The organism is Humibacter ginsenosidimutans (genome assembly GCF_007859675.1).
In the GTDB taxonomy this organism is placed as follows: domain Bacteria; phylum Actinomycetota; class Actinomycetes; order Actinomycetales; family Microbacteriaceae; genus Humibacter; species Humibacter ginsenosidimutans.
Genome location: NZ_CP042305.1, coordinates 379,491 through 395,082, shown reverse-complemented (window position 1 = coordinate 395,082; position 15,592 = coordinate 379,491). Strand labels below are relative to the sequence as shown.

The window sequence follows — 15,592 nt, the reverse complement described above, 5'->3', positions numbered from 1 at the left end:
ATGCCGTGGTGGTCGTGGGTCGTCATCTGGGTCGTGCTCGTGCTCGCCCTGCTCGGCATGCTGGCGTGGCTCGGCTATCGCCTGTTCGTCAAGCTGATGGCCGCCTTCAACGCCCTGGGCGAGCTCACCGACAAGGCCGACGCGCTGTCCAGACGGTTCGGTGACGACGAAACCGAGCCGCCGTTCCATCCCGCAGTTCTCGGTCCTGTCCGGGAATACGCGCAGAGCTGGGAGGAGCGGCGCGCACGCAATGCAACGATCAGGCATACTCGACGGGAAGCGCGGATCCGACGCGGTAAACTTCTGGTGAGTGCCGACCCGAGTCGGTACTCCTACCTACTTCGAAAGCGAAACTGACATGCTTGGCGACCTGTTCAGCGGATGGCACATCTGGATCATCCTGCTCATCATCGTGCTCCTGTTCGGCGCCACGCGCCTGCCGGCGTTGGCCCGCAGCATCGGCCAGTCGACGCGCATCTTCAAGAAGGAGATCCGCGACGGCCAGGAAGAGGACGAGGCAGCAGAGGCGGCGAAGTCAGCGAAGACCGACGCCAAGGCCGAGTCCACGACTGCTGACAAGCCGGCCGACAAGATCTAGCAGCCGTGAGCACCGCCGCTCGAACCAAGCGCGGCAGCAACCCCGAAGGCAGGATGTCGCTGGGGTCTCACCTCCGCGAGCTGAAGAACCGGTTCTTCTGGATCGCCGGAGGCATCGCTGTCGGCGCCATTGCCGGCTGGTTCCTGTATCCCTTCGTCTGGGACGCCATCAGCCTCCCGGTGCACGAGATCGCAAAGTCGCAGCACGCGAGCATCAACTGGCCGAACGTCACCGCGGCGTTCGACCTGCGACTGCAGCTCAGCGTGTACATCGGCATCATCATCACGTCGCCGCTGTGGCTGTACCAGATCTTCGCGTTCCTCACGCCGGGTCTGACCCGCAAGGAGAAGGGCTACACCTTCGGGTTCTTCTTCACGGCCGTCCCCCTCTTCCTCGCCGGCTGCGCCGCCGGCTGGTGGGTCGTTCCGCACATCGTTCGCGTGCTCACGAGCTTCGTTCCCAACGGCGAGACGACGCTGCTGGTGGCGTCGGACTACTTCAACTTCGTGCTGAAGCTGATCATCGTCGTCGGCATCGCGTTCGTTCTGCCGGTCTTCCTCGTGCTGCTGAACTTCATGCGGGTCATCAGCGCGAAGTCGATCATCAAGTCCTGGCGCTGGGCCATCCTCACGATCATGGTCTTCACGGCCATCGCCACGCCGTCGGCCGACGTCGTCTCCATGTTCCTGCTGGCCATCCCGCTGGTGGTCCTGTACCTCCTCGCGTACGGGGTCGCCTGGCTGCACGACCGTCGAGTCGCGAAGCGAGCCCTCGACATCGAGGCCGAGCTGGCATCCTGAGCCCGCTCGGCCGACGGCACCGGACACACGGGCCGTAGGGTGGAGAACGTGACGGATCAGCTCTCGCCGGCGGAACGCTTCGCGGCGTCGCGAAGCCGGGTCGGGCATCCACGCCTCGAAGACTTCCGCCGTGAGCAGTCGTTCGACCTCGACCCGTTCCAGCGGGAGGCGTGCGCGAGCCTCGAAGACGGCCGCAGCGTGCTGGTCGCCGCGCCGACGGGGGCAGGCAAGACCGTGGTCGCTGCGTTCGCCGTGGCGCTCGCGATGCGGCATCCCACCGCCAAGGTCTTCTACACGACGCCCATGAAGGCGCTGTCGAACCAGAAGTACCAGGAATTCGTCGACGACTACGGCACGGATGCCGTCGGCCTGCTCACCGGCGACACGAACGTGAACGCCGGCGCGCGCGTGGTGGTCATGACCACCGAGGTGCTGCGCAACATGCTCTACGCGGACTCCGACCTGCTCGCCGATCTCGCGTATGTCGTGATGGACGAGGTGCACTACCTCGCCGACCGATTCCGCGGTGCGGTGTGGGAGGAGGTCATCATCCACCTGCCCGCCGAGGTGCGGCTGGTCTCACTCAGCGCGACGGTGTCGAACGCCGAGGAGTTCGGCGACTGGCTGCAGGCCGTGCGGGGCGACACCGACGTGGTCGTCTCGGAGAGCAGGCCCGTGCCCCTCGAGCAGCACGTGCTGGTGCGACAGCGGCTCGTCGACCTGTTCGAATCGGCATCGAGAGGCGCGGCGAACAAGGTCAACCCCGAGCTGGTGCAGATGGCCAGGGTCGGTGGCCGCCCTTCCGGATCGCGACAGTTCGGCGACCGCGGCAGACGGCACGGCCGAGGAGGAAGGCCCGACTCCGGCCGACTGGACCGGCCAGAGGTGATCAGGTTGCTCGACGACCGCAACCTCCTGCCGGCCATCGCCTTCGTGTTCAGCAGGGCGGGATGCGATCAGGCGGTGTCTCAGGTTCTCCGATCGGGCATCCGGCTCACCGAAGCGCACGAGCGCGAGGAGATCCGCCGTGTGGCGGAGGAGCGGTGCCGCACGATCGCCGACGAAGACCTGGCCGTGCTCGGCTACTGGGAGTGGCTGGAGGGCCTGCAACGCGGCGTCGCAGCCCACCATGCCGGCCTGATCCCGGCGTTCAAGGAGGTCGTGGAGGAGCTCTTCCAGCGCAAGCTCGTCAAGGTGGTGTTCGCCACCGAGACCCTCGCGCTCGGCATCAACATGCCGGCCCGCACCGTGGTGCTGGAGCGGCTGGAGAAGTTCAACGGCGAGGCCCGCGTGCCGATCACGCCGGGGGAGTACACGCAGCTCACGGGGCGTGCTGGTCGACGCGGCATCGATGTCGAGGGGCACTGCGTCATCCAGTGGCGAGACGGGCTCGATCCGCAGGCCGTCGCAGCGCTGGCATCCCGCCGCAGCTACCCGCTCAACTCGAGCTTCCGGCCCACCTACAACATGGCGGTGAACCTCGTCGCCCAGTTCGGTCGCGAGCGCACCAGGGAGATCCTCGAGTCGTCGTTCGCACAGTTCCAGGCCGACAGGGCGGTGGTCGACCTGGCGCGCACCGTGCGCAAGCAGGAGGAATCGCTCGCCGGCTACGAGCGGGCCATGCAGTGCCATCTCGGCGACTTCGCCGAGTATGCAGCCCTGCGCCGCGAGCTCAGCGATCTGGAGCGCAAGGGCGCCAAGGCTTCCTCGCAGAGTGCGGCGGCGAGGGAACGGCGCGCGCACGAACTGGCGGACGTGCGCAGACGCATGAAACAGCATCCCTGCCACGGCTGCGCAGAACGCGAGCAGCACGCCCGCTGGGCGGAGCGCTGGTGGCGTCTGAAGCGCGAGACGGATGCCCTCACCCGTCAGATCCACACCCGCACCGGCGCCGTCGCCACGGTCTTCGACCGCGTGGGCGACGTGCTCCTCGAACTGGGCTATCTCGCCGATCGCGGCGGCGAGATCGTTCCGACCCAGCACGCGCACGTGCTCGGCCGCATCTACGGGGAGCGCGACCTCCTGGTCGCGGAATGCCTGCGTCGCGGCGCGTGGCGGGAGCTCGACGTCCCTGGACTCGCCGCCATGGCCTGTGCCATCGTCTACGAGCCGCGCAGGGACGAGCAGAACCCCTCTGAGCGCTATCTGCCGCGTGGCGCGTTCCGCGGCGCGCTGCAGAAGACGGAGGAGCTCTGGGCGCGTCTCGACGATGTCGAACGATCCCACCGCCTCCCCGGCAGCGAGCCGCTGGCCACCGGGTTGTGCGTGGCGATGTTCGAATGGGCATCCGGACGTTCGCTCGCCTCCGTGCTCACCGAGGCCGACCTGCCGGCCGGTGACTTCGTGCGCTGGTCGAAGCAGGTCATCGACCTCCTCGACCAGCTCAGCGGCGTCGCGACCGGCACGCTGGCCATCGTCGCACGCGATGCGCTCGTCGCCGTGCGCCGTGGCATCGTCGCCTACTCCGGAGTCGCCTGACGCCCGTTCGGCGATGCCCGGCTTCTCCGCAGCCCGCTCATAGCTCTCACGCGCATTCCGGGCCGTGCCGTCACCTAGGCTGAAAGATCGTGAATCCTCCCTCGCGCGCGCCGCTCCCGCTCTGGCTCGCGGTCGTCGTCGGAGCGGGCGGGGGAGTCGTCTACGACGGTGCATTCCCCGCGATCGACGTGTGGCCGCTGGCCTTCGTCGGTCTGGCGCTCATGCTGGTCGCCCTGATCGGCCGTTCCGTGGGCGGCGCGATCCTCGTCGGCTTCCTCTCCGGACTCACCTTCTATCTCACGCAGGTGTCGTGGACCGCGCTGTACCTCGGTCCCGTCCCGTGGATCGCCCTGTCCGTCTTCGAGTCGCTGCTGTTCGCGGCCGGAGCGGTGGCGATCGCACTGGCGTACCGCTGGATCCCGCGAGCCTTCCCCTCCGCACCCGGCCGACTCGGGGTGCTGCCGATGGCCGTAGCCGGCCTCTGGACGGCGCGGGAGTGGGTCTCCGGCAACTGGCCGTACGGCGGCTTCGCGTGGGGCCGTGCGGCCCTCTCGCAGTCGCAGAGCCCGCTCGCGCACCTCGTCGCGTGGTTCGGCGTCTCCTGCGTCTCGTTCCTGATCGTCTGGATCGTGGCACTCGCGATCGAATGCGTGCGTTACCGACGCGATCCCCTCGCGTGGCCGGCCCGACACCGTGTGGATGCCGCGGCGGCGCGCCCGCTCGCCCGCGCAGGCGTCGCCGTGGTCGCCATCTGCCTCGTGTTCGCCGTGCCGTTGTGGCCCGCGGCGACCTCGGGCACGACGAGGGTGGGCGCCGTGCAGGGCAACGGTCCGGCCGGATATTTCGATCACGCGAAGCAAGGCGATGTGATGAACGCGCAGGTCAAGGCGACCCAGGCGCTCATCGGACAGAAGGTCGACATGGTGGTGTGGCCGGAGGGCAGCGCCGACTGGGACCCGACGCGGTACTGGTGGTCGGCCGACACGCTCGACGACCTGAGCACCAGGCTGAACGCGCCGATGATCGTCGGCACCATCACGCGTCGGCACGGCAAGTACTACAACACGTCGCTGCTCTGGAAGGCCGGCAAGGGCGCCGTCGCCTACTACGACAAGAAGCATCCGGTGCCCTTCGGCGAGTACGTGCCCGACCGCTCGTTCTGGATGCCCTTCGCTCCCGGCCTCCTGGGGCTCATCCAGCGCCAGTACACGCCCGGCACTCGCAGCAACGTCTTCGACGTCAACGGCGTGAAGGCGGGCATCTCGATCTGCTTCGACATCGTCGACGACCGGCTGATCACCGAGATGATGAACGGCGGAGCCCAGATCATCCTGGCGCAGACGAACAACGCCGACTTCGGCCGCACGAAGGAGAACATGCAGCAGCTGGCCATCGCCCGCCTCAGGGCGATCGAGACCGGCCGCAGCCTCGTGAACATCTCCACGGTCGGCACGAGCCAGATCATCGATCCCGACGGGCACACGATCGCGCAGATCCCGGCCTATGAGCCGGGTGCCATGGTCGCGGATGTTCCGCTCGGCACCACGACGACCCCCGCCACCCTGCTCAGCGGCGTTCTCGAACTGCTGGTCTGCGGTCTCGGACTGGGAGCGCTGGTGGTCTCGGCGATCACGATGCCGCGCTCACGCACTCGTCGCTCTGGCGAGCGCTGAACGCCGGTCCGAGCGCACAGGCGACCGGTTTCCGGGCACACGAAAACGCAGCCTGCCAGGCAGGCTGCGTCGTGTCTCGTCGCTACGGACCGCTCGGGCGGTCAGGCGCCGATCTTGTGCTCCCCGCGGCGTGACCGCAGGTAGGCGAGGCGTTCCTCGAGCAGCTCCTCGAGCTCGGCGCGCGTGCGACGCTCGAGCAGCATGTCCCAGTGGCTGCGCGGCGCCTTGACGTCGGAGCGGTCGATCTCGACCGGTGCGTCATTCACGAGCAGCGTGGCCTCGTGACCGCAGTACTTGCACTCCCACGTCTCGGGAGCTTCGGCGTCGGCAGCGAAGACGACCTGAGTGTCCCGGTCGCAACTCGAGCACTGGTAGGTGTAGGTGGTACGCGCAGAAAACGTGACGCCCTCTTCGCTCTGTAAGCTCTGGGCGCCGAGTCTCATTCCGCGCAAGCTGCGATCTGCCATTGTGTGGTCTCCTTCTCGCGATGCATCCACACTTATAAACCGTCAAGCTGTGCGTTATCTGCCCGCCCCTCGCGGGGATTCAGCCTCCTTTCAGGGATTTTGCTCGCAGACAGCCCAGTCGTCAGCGCCCAGAACGGGGGCCGTCGAGCACCCCGGCGAGCAGATCGCAGCGGTCCGTGATGATGCCGTCGACACCCATCGACAGCAGCTCGCGCATCTCATCGGGATCGTTGACCGTCCAGACGTGCACCTCCCGCCCTGCATCGTGCACGGCCCGCACGAACGACGGTGAGACGACGGTCACGCTGCCCTGCCGCCTGGGCACCTGCACGGCATCCACGTCGCGGAGCGCCAGGCGCACCAGGGGAGGAAGACGCAGCCAGGTGCCCATCAGCGCGAGCGCGACACCCGGTGTCGACGCCGACGTCGCCGCGCCCGCCAGTGCGCGTACCGCACGGCGGCGGCGGCGCTGCGCGAACGAGGCGATCAGCACACGTTGCTGCGCGCCGGCAGTCCCGACGGCGGCGACTGTGGGGGAGAGGGCCGCATCGGTCTTCACATCGATGTTGAAGCGTGCACGCGGAAACCGCTCCAGCGTCTCCGCGAGCGTGGCGAGTCGTCCGCCCCCGACCAGGCTCAGCCGCAGGAGCTCATCCGACGCCAGCTGCTCGACGGGCGCATCCACGCCCGCGATCCGAGACAGGTCGTCGTCGTGACAGATCACGGCGACGCCGTCTGCGCTGGCGTGCACATCGGTCTCGAGGATGTCCGCGCCGGCGTCGAGCGCCGCAGCGAACGCCTCCAGCGTGTTCTCCTGTGCGTGCAGTGCAAGCCCTCGGTGCGCGATCGAGCGCGGCGGGGCTCCGTCGAAGTACCTGACCGGGTCAGGCATCCGTCTTCGGCGAGCCGCCCGACGGGTCATCGCTCGCCGATGCGTCGCCGGTCGACGGTGATTCCGCAGCCACATCACCGACCGGCGCCGTGACTCCCGGGGCTGCGGCGTCCTCGGCCTTCGCCACCTCCTGCTCGGCCGCCGCGACGGCCTCCGCCGACGAATCGTCCGTCAGCGCGGAATCGTCGACTGCGGCCGACGAGGAGCTTCCGTCCACACCGGACAGGAACGCATCGTCGGCTGTGGCTGAGGGTCCTTCGGCTGCACCAGGCAGGAACGCGCTGAAGGGGTTGCCCGCGCCCTGGGTCGCGAATCCTTTGCCGATGCCACGCAGCGCCTCCGTGAACTCGCTGGGGATGAGCCAGAGCTTGTTCGAGGCGCCGTCGGCGATCTTCGGCAGAGTCTGCAGGTACTGGTATGCGAGCAGAAGGTTGTCCGGCTTGCCCTGGTGGATGGCGGTGAACACCGTGTTGATCGCCTTCGCCTGGCCTTCAGCCTCGAGCACCGCTGCACGCGCGGAGCCTTCGGCGTTCAGGATCGCCGCCTGCTTCGTGCCCTCCGCGGTGAGGATCGCGGACTGTTTCGTGCCCTCCGCGGTGAGGATGAGCGCACGACGATCGCGCTCGGCGCGCATCTGCTTCTCCATCGAGTCCTGAATGGACGCGGGCGGGTCGATCGCCTTGAGCTCCACGCGGCTTACTCGGATGCCCCACTTGCCCGTGGCATCGTCGAGCACGCTGCGCAGCTGATTGTTGATGTTGTCTCGGCTCGTCAGGGTCTCTTCGAGGTTCAGGCCGCCGACCACGTTGCGCAGCGTGGTGGTGGTGAGCTGCTCGACAGCGCTGAGGTAGTTGGCGATCTCGTACGTCGCAGCCCTGGCATCCGTCACCTGAAAGTAGACGACGGTGTCTATGGAGACCACGAGGTTGTCCTCGGTGATCACCGGCTGAGGCGGAAAGCTCACCACCTGCTCGCGCATGTCGAGCAGCGGTCGCAGCCGGTCCACGAACGGCACCAGCAGGTTCAGACCGGGGGAGAGGGTCTTGTGGTAGCGACCGAGCCGCTCGACGATTCCCGCTGTCGCCTGCGGAACGATGCGAATCGCCCTGAACAGGGTGACGAGCACGAAGATGAGGACGATCAGAACGATGATCGCCACGATGATCTGCACGACCAGGGCCTCCGTATCATTCATGGGTTTGCCTTCCTGCCGGCACGACGACGGCCGTCGCGCCTTCGATCGCCGTCACCGTCACGCGGGATCCCGGCTCCAGGGCCGGCGCGGATGCCTCGTCCCCGGCGAGTCTCGAGGTCCACACCTCGCCGTTGGCGAGCTTGACCAGCCCCGTGTCGTGGCCGCCGAAGGATTGCACGACGCTGCCCTCCGTGCCGAGCAGCGCCGGCACGTTGCTGCGCGTGGGATCGCCGCCCCGGCGCAGCGCGCGAAGCAACGGTGGTCTGATCAAGAAGAGCAGAAGCAGTGACAGCACGGCGGCGACGGCGATCTGGGCCCACCACGGCAGCCCGAAGAGTCCGCTGATGAGACCGCCGAGCGACCCGATCGCGAGCATGAGGAACACGAAGTCGAGCGAGAGCATCTCGACGATCACGAAGACGAGGATCAGCACCAGCCAGCCGATCCACGCGTACGACGAAACGACATCCATGTCGGGCGGGCTCCCTTCGAGTGGTTCCGACGGTACCAGCATGAGGCTGCTGCACCGCAAGAGCTCTCCGCCGAAGCGGCAAAGGATCGCTGAGATACTGTCGTGGTGCCCTTTCGGGCGCTCGTTCCCACCGAAGAGCCGTAGGAGATACCACGTGAGCAACCCCCTCGAACCGTCGTCGCTGACCGGAAAGCGCGCTCTCGTCACGGGATCGTCCCGCGGAATCGGCGCCGACACCATCGGGTATTTCGCCGGCGCGGGAGCGAGCGTCGTCATCAACTACCGCAACAAGGAGGCGCGGGCCCGCAAGCTCGCCGACTCGATCGAGGCATCGGGCGGCACCGCACTCGTCGTCGGCGCCGACCTCACCGACCCGCAGTCGGTGGCCGATATGTTCGCGACGGTGCAGCGCGAACTCGGTGGGCTCGACATCCTCGTGCTCAACGCTTCGGGCGGCATGGAGTCGGGCATGGAGTCCGACTACGCGATGAAGCTCAACCGCGACGCCCAGGTGAATGTGCTGACGGCCGCGCTGCCGCTGCTCGGCGAGGGCTCGCGCGTCGTGTTCGTCACCAGCCACCAGGCCCACTTCATCCGCACGACGCCGACCATGCCGGAGTACGAGCCGGTCGCGCTGAGCAAGCGAGCGGGGGAGGACGCCCTGCGCGATCTGATCCCCGAGCTGGATGCCCGCGGCATCGGCTTCGTCGTCGTCTCCGGCGACATGATCGAGGGCACCATCACCGCGACGCTGCTCGAGCGCGCGAACCCCGGCGCGATCCAGGCCCGCAAGGATGCCGCTGGTCGCCTCTACAACGTGGGCGAGTTCGCCGCGGAGGTCGCTCTGGCCGCCGTCGAACCGGTTCCGACCGACCACACCCGCCTCATCGGCGACATCGACGACTTCGGCGAAGAAGGCTGACCGGGTGAAGGCCGAGGACATCACGCGGCTCGTCTCCGTCTCGCGTCCCACGCTGAGCCCTGACGGGCGCGTCGCCGTCGTCGCCGCCACGCACCCTGATCTCGACGCCGACGCGTACGTCGGCCAGCTCTGGTCCATCGACACGGCGGCCGAGATCGGGCCCCGCCGCCTCTCCCGAGGGTTCCGCGACTCCGCACCGCAGTTCTCTCCTGACGGCTCTCTTCTGGCGTTCCTGCGGTCCGAGCAAGGCGCCCCTGCTCAACTGCACGTGATGACGGCCGCCGGGGAGAGCCCCTGCGAGTCACGGACCAGCCGCTCGGCGTCACGGAATTCGCCTGGTCGCCCGACGGGCACGCGCTCGCCTTCATCTCTCGCGTGCCGGAGAAGGGTCGCTACGGCACCGTCGACGGACTCGACGCGGGCGCCGAGCCCGCGCGTCGGTTCACCACCGCCCGTTATCTCTCGAACGGCCTCGGCTGGATGCGCGACCGACGTCCTCAGGTCTTCATCGTCGATGTGCCCGCCGTCACCGAGGCGCCCGTGATCCAGCCCGCGGCTTCGGCCGACGGCCCGGCGGCGACGCGGCCCGGGGTTCCCGAAGCTCGACAGCTCACGTTCGGCGACGCCGACCACGGCGGCATCGCCTTCACGCACGACGGCACCGGCATCGCCGTGGTCTCGGACGGGCACGCCACGGCGGACGACGACCTGGTGAGCATCCTCACGCTCGTGCCGACGACCGGTGGCGAGGGGACGCTCGTCGTCGGTGCCGATCAGCACCTGTCGATCAACGGTTCTGCGGGAGCCGTCGCTTTCGGAGCCGACGGACGGCCGTACTTCCTGGCGCAGGACATGGGGCCGTCCGGACGCGATTTCGTGGCCAAGAACACGGCACTGTACGTTGTCGATGCGTCCGGACGCCCGGCACGTCGCCTCACCGATGAAGAGACCGTCGACCTCGGCGAGATCGGTTCCTGTGTGGTGTCCACATCCGACGGCACCCTGGTGCTCGATCGCGCACGCGGACGCGTCCGCCTCGTGCGCGTCACCGACGAGGGACCGCTCGAGGAACTGCTCACGGACCGCGAGGTCACCGGCATCGCGCATGCCGGCTCGACGATCGTGGTGTCGTTTCAAGACGCCACCAGCTTCGGCGACGTCGCCGTCCTCCGCGCGGGCAGCACGACCCCGCGTCTTCTGACCGACTTCTCCGCCGAGGTGCGAGCGACGGGCATCCGTGTTCCGATGGAGCTCGAGGCGACGGGCCGAGACGGGTACCCGATCCACGGCTGGGTCGTGATTCCGCAGGGGGAGGGGCCGCACCCCGTGCTGCTCAACATCCATGGCGGTCCGTTCGCGCAATACTCCGTGCACCTCTTCGACGAGTCGCAGGTATACGCGGATGCCGGCTATGCGGTCGTGTACTGCAACCCGCGCGGGTCGGCGGGATACGGCCAGGGGCACGGGCGTGCGATCAAGGAACGCATGGGCACCGTCGACCTCAACGACGTGCTCGACTTCCTGGATGCTGCCGTCGCGGAGCATCCGCAGCTCGACGGCGGCCGAGTCGGCATCCTCGGCGGCTCGTACGGCGGATACCTGACGGCCTGGACCATCGCCCACGACCATCGATTCGTCGGCGCGATCGTGGAGCGCGGATTCCTCGACCCCGAGTTCTTCATCGGGACAAGCGACATCGGCTCATTCTTCGCCCAGGAGTACAACGGCGAGTCGCGTGAGGCGATCGAGGCGCAGAGTCCGCAGGCCCACGTCGGCGACGTGCGCACGCCCACGCTCGTCATGCATTCGGAGAACGACCTGCGTTGTCCGCTGTCGCAAGCGCAGCGCTACTACGCGTCGTTGCGGCGAGCGGGCGTGAGCACAGAACTCGTCGTCTTTCCGGGAGAGGACCACGAGCTCAGCAGAGCCGGCCGACCTCGCCACCGGGTACAGCGCTTCGAGATCATCCTCGACTGGTGGAGCAGCACGCTGCCGGTCGGGGTCGCCGAAGACGACTGACCGCGAAAGGCGCGAACGGGGCGATGGATGCTGTCCGCCGCCCCGTTCGCGTCGCGAACGTCGTCTTCTTCTCTAGCCCTTGAACGTGAAGGCGCGCACGATCTGTACGATCCCGAGCACCACAAGCGAGATCCCCAGCAGCCACACGAGCACGAGGGTGCCCATGATGGGCGAGAACAGCAGGATGATGCCCGCGATGATGCTCAGGATCGCGAAGAAGAGGCTCCACGCCTTCGACTGGGCACCCCCGAGCGTCGTCAGGGCGACGATGCCCTCGATGATCCAGACGATGCCGACGAACACACCGAAGAACAGGAGGAGCAGAGTCGTCGACGTCGAGAGGTTCGCGAACATGATGATGCCGGCGATGATGAACAACACGCCGAGCACGATGTGTCCGACCCTCGACCACCCGCCCATCACCTTCGAGAAGATGCCGAGCCCTGCGTACACGACCCCGGCCACGATCGCATACAGCGCGATGAGCCAGGTGAGGGCCGTGAGTGCGTGACCCGGCCACACGAGGATGATGATGCCGACGACGAGCGAGACGACGCCACCGATGCCGAGTGCGGTTCGGACTCCGTTCACCGCGGACTTCGCTGCGGGGCTTTCAGCGGACATGGGGCCACCTTTCCTGAATGCAAGCTGTGAGCTTTGTCGGCAGCCTAGACGCGGACCCGCCGGTTTCAGCGCTGATTCGGGCCGAATCACCCGATTCGTGTCACGGCTGTGACTCTGCGTCGGTGTTCGGGTTCCGCCGATCACTCGCATGAGATGACCGCAGAATCATGGGACCGAACCGAGTCGTGGGACTCAGCACCCCGCTTCGCAATATGTCCGATAATGTTGATTATGTCAGTTCGACTGATTGTGTCTCCGCACGATCTGCGGTTTCGTGGTCGCTGCCCACTCCCCTGCTGCGTCGTCGTCGAGTTCGGCAGCGTGAAGGGGCTCACATGATCGGAGAGTCCGACCAGCGTCCATGGGGAACCTGCCGACTGGTTCGATGTCGGGCCCACATGGGACCCTGATGGGATGGCGACCACGACGCGGGTGTTGAGCGTGACGGTGCCGGTTCCCGACCAGGACCGGGCCCTCGAGTATTACCGAGACGTGCTCGGTTGCGAGGTCAGATATGACGGTGAGCCCTGGCCCGGTGCGAGGATGATCGAAGTGGTTCCGCCGGGGTCGTCCGTCGGAATCGTGCTGCTCCCGCCCGACAGCGAGATCCCGGTCGCCCTGCGACTTGGCACACACGACGCGGCCGAGGCTTTCAGCCGCGTCAGAGCCGCGGGCAGCGCGGTACACAACGACGCACCGATCTCGATCGGCGACGGCTCCCCGATGTTCTTCTTCGACGATCCGTTCGGCAACGGCCTCGTGTATATCCAGGAAGACTGAGCCGGTATATCCAGGAGGCCTGAGTCGGAACGCAGGTCCTTGTCACGCCCGCTGCAGCATCCACTTGCGACCTTCCGTCACGCGTAGCCGAGTTGGCGCATCATACGGAGGTCATCCGAGACAAAGTCTGCCCGTGTGATCAGCTGGTCATGAACCGTGTACATCCCGACGATGGCGTAGCGCACTTGCCGACCAGTCGGCTCCATGCCGCGCAACGACCCGAGATGCGTTCCGGCGACGGTGTAGAGAGCCCACAGCTCGTCGTCGTCGACAACGACCTTCTCGATCGTGTGATGGAGGTCCGGAAAGGCCGCGAGAAAGTCCCGCATGAATTTCTGGTATCGCTCGGTCGTCTTCTCCAGCCCGAACCGGTCGAGAACCGCGTAATCGCAGTCCGGCGAATAAAACTCCCACATGCGCTCGAAGTCACCGGCTTCATATGTGCGGAGGAAGGACTCAAGGAATCGGCGCTGCGCCTCTTTGGCCATGGCCAAACACTACCGATTCGCATGCCACTCCCCCGCCGCAGTCCGGCCGACGACACTCCCGTGGTGACCAAGCTGGACCGCTTCGCCCGCTCACTTCCGGATGCGCGAGACATCGCGGACGAACTGACTCGCAAAGACGTCGCACTCAGCCTCGGCGGCGGCGACGATCCCAACGATCCGGTCGGCCGTCGCCGACGAGATACAACGGGCTGGTTCGAGACCCATTGACGTGAAGTGAGCCTATTTGTAGCGTTAGCCGACAAATAGGAAGAAGGCGCGATGGCTGACAGCCGATGGTCTCCTGAGTTCCTGCCGGTCGGCCGCAGCGCTCAAAGCGTGCGGCCACTGCCTGGCGGGTTCGCCAATCCCGTGTGGCTGTGCCGGCTCGCCGACGGCGACGAGGTCGTCGTGAAAGCATCCGTCGACGACTGCTCGGACATGTTCGCGACCGAGGCGGCAGGTCTCGCGGCGCTTGCCGAGCGGGGTGGCCTCACCACCCCGCGGGTGCTCGCCGTCGGGCCGCGGTCGATCGTCCTGGAAGCGCTCGATCCCGTCCTGCCGGACACGGACGAGTTCTGGCGGGCCGCGGGCCGGTGCGCTGCGCGCATGCACAGCGCGACCGCGCACGATCGCTTCGGGTGGGACGCGGATGGCTGGCTGGGACTCTTCCCGCAGTGCAACGCATGGGATGCCGACGGGCACCGCTTCTTCGCCGAGAAGCGGGTGCTGCGCTACCTCGGCGAGCCCCGGGTCGAGGCCGCGCTGGATGCCCGCGACCGCGCCGGTATCGAGCGGCTGTGCGCTCGGCTTCCCGACCTGATCCCCGACACCGGCGCGTGCCTCACACACGGCGACATGTGGCGCAACAATGTCATCGCGGACCGCGCAGGGCAGCCGGCATTCCTCGACCCGGCCGTGAGCTACATGTGGGCCGAGGTCGACCTCGCGCACATGCTGTCATCGGGCGGCATCCCGGAACCGTTCTTCGCCGCGTATGCGGAGGTCCGCCCCCTGCACCCCGACTGGCGGGAGCATGCACGCCTTCTCAACCTGCGGCAACTGCTCGCGATGCTCGCCGGCGGCATCCCCGTCCCGACCATCGTCGCCTCGATCCGCGAGCTCATCGAGAGCTACGCGTGAGCGTGATCAGCGTCCGAGACTCGGCAGCCGACCAGCGAATCGGTCGACGAAGTCCCGCTGACGCTCCACCGCGAGCGCGCTGGTCTCCGCCCTCACGCTCACGTCCGGTCAGGATCGAGATTCAGTGTGGTGCCCTCGTAAAGGTATTGCTGGTCGCCGAAGACCTGCAGATTCGCATTGAGCCAGATCAGGTCTTGCACGGAGATGCCGAAGCGCTCTGCGACGACCGAGGTGATGTCGCCGGGCGCGATGAGATAGCTCTCTGGTGCCCCGCTCGAGGTCGTCGCCGTGACCTTCCCTGCCGCGTACGTGCGCACGCCGTGGTCGACGGGATGCACGTTCGTGCTGCGGGCAGGCACGTTCCAGGTCACGGCATTCACGGCGAGCACCTTGTTCGGCCCCAGTTCCACCGGCACACCGTCGGCGGAGGCCACCGATGAGTAGGTCACGAGCGCCTTCAGATAAGACGGCTGGTCCTCCGAGCCGAGCGACGCCGTCGAACCGGTCGGGCTGGTCGTCGGTCCGCCGAGCACATGATCGCCGACACCGTGCCAGGTGAGCCCGTCCCCCACGCGCGGCGGAATGTCGATCAATGTGACCGACACGGGTATCGGCACCGTCGACGTGAAGTTCGAGTACTGCACCGAGAAGGTGTTGTCGCCGTTGGCGACGACTCTGTAGTGATAGTGGATGCTCCCCTTCGGCGACGCCACATCGCCCTGCGCCACGACGGTTCCGGCAGGGACGGGCGTCAGTGTCGGGCTCGGCATCGGTGAGGCCGCCGGCTCCGCTGTGGCCAGGTGCGACATGGCCGGATCCGGAGCGGCGGATGCCGTCGGCTTCGTCGTGTGCGTCTTCGCGCGGGCGGAATGGCTGTGCGTCGTGTGCGCGACGTTCTTGCCCACGGCGGCGGAGCATCCAGCGAGCCCCACGGCGACGACTCCCACGACGGCAAGCGCCGAGAGCCCGCGCCACCGTGCCGCACGGTTGGTCTGTCCCGCCGATCCACGAGTCCGTCCACGCAGCACGTGCTCTCCTCACCTC

Annotated in this window: 15 protein-coding genes and 2 pseudogenes; 10 read left to right on the top strand and 7 right to left on the bottom strand. The window is 67.4% G+C overall.

The window, feature by feature from the left end; genetic code table 11:
- From FPZ11_RS01925 to lnt, 5 genes are all read left to right on the top strand, one after another.
- A complete protein-coding gene (locus FPZ11_RS01925) occupies window positions 1-357 on the top strand; it encodes a hypothetical protein (protein ID WP_168203710.1) in 357 nt (118 codons plus the stop codon).
- A gap of 1 nt (window position 358) precedes the next feature.
- Window positions 359-598, top strand: coding sequence for a twin-arginine translocase TatA/TatE family subunit (tatA, locus tag FPZ11_RS01920; RefSeq protein WP_146317909.1), 240 nt, complete (start codon window positions 359-361; stop codon window positions 596-598).
- Between the two features lie 5 nt (window positions 599-603).
- The gene (gene tatC, locus FPZ11_RS01915) at window positions 604-1,398 is read left to right on the top strand and encodes a twin-arginine translocase subunit TatC (RefSeq protein WP_367889424.1); all 795 of its coding nucleotides are present in this window, start codon (window positions 604-606) and stop codon (window positions 1,396-1,398) included.
- A 48-nt stretch (window positions 1,399-1,446) separates the two neighbouring features.
- A complete protein-coding gene (locus FPZ11_RS01910; protein WP_146317907.1) occupies window positions 1,447-3,876 on the top strand; it encodes a DEAD/DEAH box helicase in 2,430 nt (809 codons plus the stop codon).
- A gap of 89 nt (window positions 3,877-3,965) precedes the next feature.
- Window positions 3,966-5,549: an apolipoprotein N-acyltransferase gene (gene lnt, locus FPZ11_RS01905; protein WP_367889423.1), complete on the top strand. Its 1,584-nt coding sequence runs from the start codon at window positions 3,966-3,968 to the stop codon at window positions 5,547-5,549.
- Window positions 5,550-5,650: 101 nt separating this feature from the next.
- On the opposite strand, the gene FPZ11_RS01900 is transcribed toward lnt, so the two are convergent.
- The 4 genes from FPZ11_RS01900 to FPZ11_RS01885 form a co-directional block, all read right to left on the bottom strand.
- The gene (locus FPZ11_RS01900) at window positions 5,651-6,016 is read right to left on the bottom strand and encodes an RNA polymerase-binding protein RbpA (protein ID WP_146317903.1); all 366 of its coding nucleotides are present in this window, start codon (window positions 6,014-6,016) and stop codon (window positions 5,651-5,653) included.
- A 121-nt stretch (window positions 6,017-6,137) separates the two neighbouring features.
- Window positions 6,138-6,908 carry a glycerophosphodiester phosphodiesterase family protein gene (locus FPZ11_RS01895; RefSeq protein WP_146317901.1) on the bottom strand — a complete coding sequence of 257 codons (771 nt, stop codon included), beginning with the start codon at window positions 6,906-6,908 and terminating at the stop codon, window positions 6,138-6,140.
- Window positions 6,901-8,103 carry an SPFH domain-containing protein gene (locus FPZ11_RS01890; RefSeq protein WP_146317899.1) on the bottom strand — a complete coding sequence of 401 codons (1,203 nt, stop codon included), beginning with the start codon at window positions 8,101-8,103 and terminating at the stop codon, window positions 6,901-6,903. Before FPZ11_RS01890 ends, FPZ11_RS01895 begins: the two co-directional genes overlap by 8 nt.
- Complete coding sequence (locus FPZ11_RS01885; RefSeq protein WP_146317897.1) at window positions 8,096-8,575, bottom strand: NfeD family protein; 480 nt, start codon at window positions 8,573-8,575, stop codon at window positions 8,096-8,098. Before FPZ11_RS01885 ends, FPZ11_RS01890 begins: the two co-directional genes overlap by 8 nt.
- A gap of 154 nt (window positions 8,576-8,729) precedes the next feature.
- Between FPZ11_RS01885 and FPZ11_RS01880 the strand changes: the two genes are divergently transcribed.
- Window positions 8,730-9,497 carry an SDR family oxidoreductase gene (locus FPZ11_RS01880; protein WP_146317895.1) on the top strand — a complete coding sequence of 256 codons (768 nt, stop codon included), beginning with the start codon at window positions 8,730-8,732 and terminating at the stop codon, window positions 9,495-9,497.
- Window positions 9,498-9,501: 4 nt separating this feature from the next.
- A pseudogene (locus FPZ11_RS01875) lies at window positions 9,502-11,516 on the top strand (S9 family peptidase).
- A gap of 72 nt (window positions 11,517-11,588) precedes the next feature.
- Here the strand turns inward: FPZ11_RS01875 and FPZ11_RS01870 are convergent.
- Window positions 11,589-12,140 carry an HdeD family acid-resistance protein gene (locus tag FPZ11_RS01870; RefSeq protein WP_146317893.1) on the bottom strand — a complete coding sequence of 184 codons (552 nt, stop codon included), beginning with the start codon at window positions 12,138-12,140 and terminating at the stop codon, window positions 11,589-11,591.
- 414 nt (window positions 12,141-12,554) lie between these two features.
- Here FPZ11_RS01870 and FPZ11_RS01865 point away from each other — a divergent pair, with 414 nt between their 5' ends.
- Window positions 12,555-12,920 carry a VOC family protein gene (locus tag FPZ11_RS01865; protein ID WP_146317891.1) on the top strand — a complete coding sequence of 122 codons (366 nt, stop codon included), beginning with the start codon at window positions 12,555-12,557 and terminating at the stop codon, window positions 12,918-12,920.
- Window positions 12,921-12,997: 77 nt separating this feature from the next.
- Here FPZ11_RS01865 and FPZ11_RS01860 read toward each other — a convergent pair whose 3' ends face one another.
- Window positions 12,998-13,408, bottom strand: coding sequence for an ester cyclase (locus FPZ11_RS01860; RefSeq protein WP_146317889.1), 411 nt, complete (start codon window positions 13,406-13,408; stop codon window positions 12,998-13,000).
- Here FPZ11_RS01860 and FPZ11_RS20395 point away from each other — a divergent pair.
- Together FPZ11_RS20395 and FPZ11_RS01850 are read left to right on the top strand one after the other, a co-directional pair.
- Window positions 13,307-13,597 (top strand): annotated as a pseudogene (locus tag FPZ11_RS20395) (recombinase family protein); the annotation flags it as partial. The gene FPZ11_RS01860 and the pseudogene FPZ11_RS20395 overlap by 102 nt on opposite strands.
- A 90-nt stretch (window positions 13,598-13,687) precedes the next feature.
- Entirely contained in the window at window positions 13,688-14,548 is an 861-nt protein-coding gene (locus FPZ11_RS01850) for a fructosamine kinase family protein (protein ID WP_146317887.1), read from the top strand.
- 98 nt (window positions 14,549-14,646) lie between these two features.
- On the opposite strand, the gene FPZ11_RS01845 is transcribed toward FPZ11_RS01850, so the two are convergent.
- Window positions 14,647-15,576 carry a LysM domain-containing protein gene (locus FPZ11_RS01845; protein WP_246846478.1) on the bottom strand — a complete coding sequence of 310 codons (930 nt, stop codon included), beginning with the start codon at window positions 15,574-15,576 and terminating at the stop codon, window positions 14,647-14,649.
- Window positions 15,577-15,592 lie beyond the last annotated feature (16 nt).

Coding starts and splice junctions, on each gene's coding strand:
- FPZ11_RS01865 (WP_146317891.1), top strand. CDS start 12,555: ATGGCGACCACGACGCGGGTGTTGAGCGTGACGGTGCCGGTTCCCGAC.
- FPZ11_RS01900 (WP_146317903.1), bottom strand. CDS start 6,016: ATGGCAGATCGCAGCTTGCGCGGAATGAGACTCGGCGCCCAGAGCTTA.
- FPZ11_RS01860 (WP_146317889.1), bottom strand. CDS start 13,408: ATGGCCAAAGAGGCGCAGCGCCGATTCCTTGAGTCCTTCCTCCGCACA.
- tatA (WP_146317909.1), top strand. CDS start 359: ATGCTTGGCGACCTGTTCAGCGGATGGCACATCTGGATCATCCTGCTC.
- FPZ11_RS01885 (WP_146317897.1), bottom strand. CDS start 8,575: ATGGATGTCGTTTCGTCGTACGCGTGGATCGGCTGGCTGGTGCTGATC.
- FPZ11_RS01850 (WP_146317887.1), top strand. CDS start 13,688: ATGGCTGACAGCCGATGGTCTCCTGAGTTCCTGCCGGTCGGCCGCAGC.
- FPZ11_RS01925 (WP_168203710.1), top strand. CDS start 1: ATGCCGTGGTGGTCGTGGGTCGTCATCTGGGTCGTGCTCGTGCTCGCC.
- FPZ11_RS01870 (WP_146317893.1), bottom strand. CDS start 12,140: ATGTCCGCTGAAAGCCCCGCAGCGAAGTCCGCGGTGAACGGAGTCCGA.
- FPZ11_RS01890 (WP_146317899.1), bottom strand. CDS start 8,103: ATGAATGATACGGAGGCCCTGGTCGTGCAGATCATCGTGGCGATCATC.
- FPZ11_RS01895 (WP_146317901.1), bottom strand. CDS start 6,908: ATGCCTGACCCGGTCAGGTACTTCGACGGAGCCCCGCCGCGCTCGATC.